At 41.9% G+C, this 4287-nt stretch carries 2 protein-coding genes; both read right to left on the minus strand.

The window, feature by feature from the left end:
* Positions 1 to 109: 109 nt before the first annotated feature.
* Positions 110 to 3274: a TonB-dependent receptor gene (locus tag L1D50_RS21845; RefSeq protein WP_239966823.1), complete on the minus strand. Its 3165-nt coding sequence runs from the start codon at positions 3272 to 3274 to the stop codon at positions 110 to 112.
* Positions 3275 to 3314: 40 nt separating this feature from the next.
* Positions 3315 to 4166 carry a S1/P1 nuclease gene (locus L1D50_RS21850; protein ID WP_239966824.1) on the minus strand — a complete coding sequence of 284 codons (852 nt, stop codon included), beginning with the start codon at positions 4164 to 4166 and terminating at the stop codon, positions 3315 to 3317.
* Positions 4167 to 4287: the final 121 nt, after the last annotated feature.

The raw sequence follows: 4287 nt of genomic DNA on the forward strand, positions 1-4287 counted from the left end.
GGGTATTATTATTTAACGAGCTGATTTGGTTGATAGTTATTGTTTTTTCTAGACAAAAAAGGCCAACTCACGTTGGCCTTTGGAAGATTATCTAATTATACGTTTGCTATTAGAAGTTGTAACGTACGCCGATCTTGATACGGTAAGTTGAGTCTTCTGCTTCAAACTTATAGTCGCTGGTAATCGGTGCACCGATAATGTACTTACCAGTTGCAGGGTCTATATCCATGTTTAGCGTATTACGAGTACCAAAGTCTTGCGTGTACACTTTACCAGCTGAAGAATCAATAAGGTTTAGCAAGTTATTGACTACGAAGTAAATTTCACCCTTATGATCTTTGGTAAAACCAGGAACTTCTTGAGAAACATACAGATCCATCGTTGTTGTCCATGGCGATGTCGCTGCGCTACGGTCAACGAAACCACCCGCATAACCAGATAAGCCTAAGCTCTCATAGTGAGCAAGCACTTCTGCTTCAGTTGTACCTTCGTAACGAAGTACGTTTGCATCGTTTGCCGTTGGAACATAAGCTAGGTAGTTACCGCCGAACGTTGAACCAAAGCCAGAAGGTTGGATTAGATCCTGATTGAAGAAGCGGCCACCAGTTAGGTTTTGCCATCTTGTTAGGTGGCTATATGCTGAACCTGAACGGCGCTCAAAGAAGAGGTTGAAATTCGTTTTATAGTTTTCAATGAACTCAGTTGAATAGCCAAGGTTTAGGACAAAACGGTGCTCTGTTTCATAAGAAGAAGTACCGATTTGTGTTTCTTGATGGTCTAAGAAGTGACCGTAGCGGTAGTTACTACGACCAGTTGAAGAGCCACCAGGGTTACCTTCAGTGATATCTTGGTGAGTATAAGACATATCAAACTTGAAGCCATTATCCCATGTTTTTGCAAGACCAGTACTTAGGATAATTGAACGACCGTTTTTATCTGCGTTCGTTAGCATAATCTCAAGTTCACGGGTGTCGTAGAATGGTAATGCACCATCAGCAGTAGACCCTACTACATCGCCTTCTTGAAGAAGGGCTGCATTTACCCATTCAGCGGTATTTTCTTTATCTGTATAGATTGCCGTTGTAGTCCACGCGAATCCATCACCAAGACCTGGGATATCAAGTGTTACATCCGCATTTAGCATATAAGTCCACTGTGATGGAATGTCGAAGTTAGGATCGATAAAGTTCGAAACTGAACCACGACTCGCATTGTTAATACCTTCGATAGCTTCTGGCGGGATAGTATTTAGGATATTTGCAGGAGCGGTAACATCACTAGCAGAGAAGTTTTGACGACTAAAGCCGTCGTTTGAGTAAGAGTTTGAAATCCAAACGTTAGGGTTACCACCTGCATAACGACCTACGCTGCCACGGATAGTGACGTCATCGTTCATGTAGTAAGTGAAACCTGCACGAGGCAACCAAATGTCAGCGCCATCTAGGTTATAAGTGTTATCAAACCCCGTTCTGTCTAATACGTCTTGGTTGAATGCTGGTTTGTCGTCAGAGCCTAGACGCTCGTAACGAAGACCAAAGCTAAACGCTAGTTCATCGCTGAAGTCCCAACGGTCGTTCACGTATAGTGCAAGGTCTTTACGTTTGAATGCCGCTGCAACTGCATCAGGGTTATTGCCGATACCGTTGCTGTATGTGTATCTTGAAATTTGGCGTGCAGCAAAGTCTTCTAGGCTGTTAAATGTGATTACACCCTTAGAACCATCTAGATAAAGGTTTTCAACGTCTAGAATGTCATACTTGATACCGAACTCTAGTGTATGTTCGTCAAGTAGGTAAGTACCGTCAAACTTGAATGTGGTTAGGTCGTTTTCTAGTGAGTTTGAGTGGCGGCTAGCATCTGAACCAAAGCTGATGTCACCTGTAACACCATCACCATCTACGTCGATGTTGCTGATGCTGATATCACCTAAACCAAGTGCACTATCAAGTGAAATCTGTCCAGTCTCAACAGACTTGCTTGTGATACTGATTTGCGTTGAGAAATCATCCGTCCAGTCAGAGTATAGCGTTGAGCTGAAGTTATTTAGTTTCTCAGATTTATTGTACCAATAAGTGCTTAGGTGTAGATCATCAGCATCATCAGTCATATTATTTGTGCGGTTACCTTCATTGAACATGTAGATAAAGTTTGCACGGTGGTAGTCGTTGATGTTCCAATCTAGCTTGATGATGTATTTTTCATCTTCTAGTTGTGGTTGAGTGTCTGCACCACCGATATTATCAACACCATATACTTCAGAAGCAATTTTGCGTACTGCCGCTAAGTCGTTTTGTGTGATTTTTGTCTCGTTAGCGCCAATGCCAGAACCTGCAGGACCCCACTCAATTGACTGAGGAGACTCATACTTTTCGTAAGCACCGAAGAAGAATAGTTTGTTTTCGATAAGAGGTGCACCGACTGAGAAGCCATAGTTCTCTTCTTCAAACTCTAGTGGAACTTCTTTACCATTGTTTTTTGGAGTACCTGCCCAGCTGTCAGTCATTTTCTCATAGAAAACGCTACCAGTGATTTCGTTAGTACCAGACTTGAATACCGCGTCAACGTTACCACCAGTAAAACCACTTGATTTAGCATTAGTTGGTGCTACTTGAACTGTTACTTGATCAAGCGCGTCTAGCGGGAATGGGTTACGTTGTGTTGGATAGCCACCAGAGTTAAGACCGAAGTCATCGTTTAGCGGAATACCATCAACAGTAATAGAGTTCGTGCGCGGGTTTGAGCCCGCGATTGTCATGGAACTATCGCTACCTGGTTGGATAACAACTAGAGGGTTATTTCTTACTACGTCTTTAATATCACGGTTGATGCTAGGTGCACTCTTGATTGCATCTGCACCATAATAAGTGTCATTTGCAGAAGAATTAAATAGCACAGGAGTACCGGTAACCACAATCGACTCTATTTGCAGTTCACTCAGCTGCTGGTCGATCTTTTGTGCTTCACCTAGAGATAGATAAACATTACGCAATTCAGCGTCACGGAATTTAGTCGAGTCAATAGTAATAGTATATGGACCACCAACGCGAAGGCCTGATGCGTTGTACGTACCAGTGTCATTTGTTGTAACAACGCGGCGTGTACCAGTCGGCTCGTGAACAATGATAATCTTTGTATCTGCGGCTGGATTACCTTGAGGTCCTACAATCTGTCCTTTAATAGACGAAGAGGTGTCAGCCGCAACCGCCATGCCACTCATGCCTAAGCTTGCAGCGATAGCAAGAGTAAGAGCATTTTTGCGTAAAATAGTGTTCATTATGTTGTTTCCCGTATTTTTAGAACTAGCTACAATTATATTATTTCGCAGTCACAGAAGTCTTTAGTGCTTCTTTTAATGGCTGCGAGTCCTTATCAAAAATTTGGTTTAATAAACCAGCAAGTCTAATACCGCCTTGTTGCAGTCTAAACTTCACTGTTGGCATATGCTTGTAAATGTACCCATAACTTATTTCAGTTTCATTGCTGTTATATACATTTTCGGCAATATTATTTGATTCAAGCAACCAGTCGGCTGGTGAGCTGTCTAAGTATTCAGCAATTATTTCATTATTTGTGGTTTGAATAAAACGTGTAAATTCTGTAAATGAAAGATTTTCATTTTCGATTAATTTGGTGTCCCAGGTACTGTGTAGGTTTGAGTCACTACCAAAAAACTTTACTTTAATCATGTTTCCGCCGCGGTCCTTACCTCTGCCGGCATGGAAAGGTTGGTGACTATCGCCGACAAGGTGGACAAGGAAGCGCAATGCAAAACGTTTTTCGTCTATGGATTTGGAGTCGGATCGGAGAGTGTTAATAGAGTAATAAATGCCATCTAGAATATTTTTTACTTTTTCTTTATCGTCTAGATTTGAATGGACATGTTGGTGCATGTTTTTAGGGTCTTCGATATTGATGTAATGCCATTTCGAAGATTGTTTGCGCCAAAACGTGCTTGGATCCGACCGCATTTCATCTGCCCAAGTAGATATCTCCGCTAGTGAGTCACCTTCTAATAAGGGTTGAATAGCAACACGCGTCTGCTCGGTTAAGTGTGCTTCAGCTAGCTCACCGATAATTCTGTGGCCATTTTGGCCCCATGCGTACGCATTTGACGCAGTGAACGTCATTCCTACCGCAAAAAGTAATGACAAGCTTTTACGTAACATTTGTATCTCTTGTAGAAAAGGGAACAATCTTCCCAACCAAAAAGTGAGGCCAATTGTCCGCATTTTTCAACAAAATAAAAGGACTCAATAAGATTCATAATTTCCTGTCAATAAAGTAATA

It is taken from the genome of Pseudoalteromonas sp. Isolate6 (assembly GCF_022398435.1).
In the GTDB taxonomy this organism is placed as follows: Bacteria; Pseudomonadota; Gammaproteobacteria; order Enterobacterales; family Alteromonadaceae; genus Pseudoalteromonas; species Pseudoalteromonas galatheae.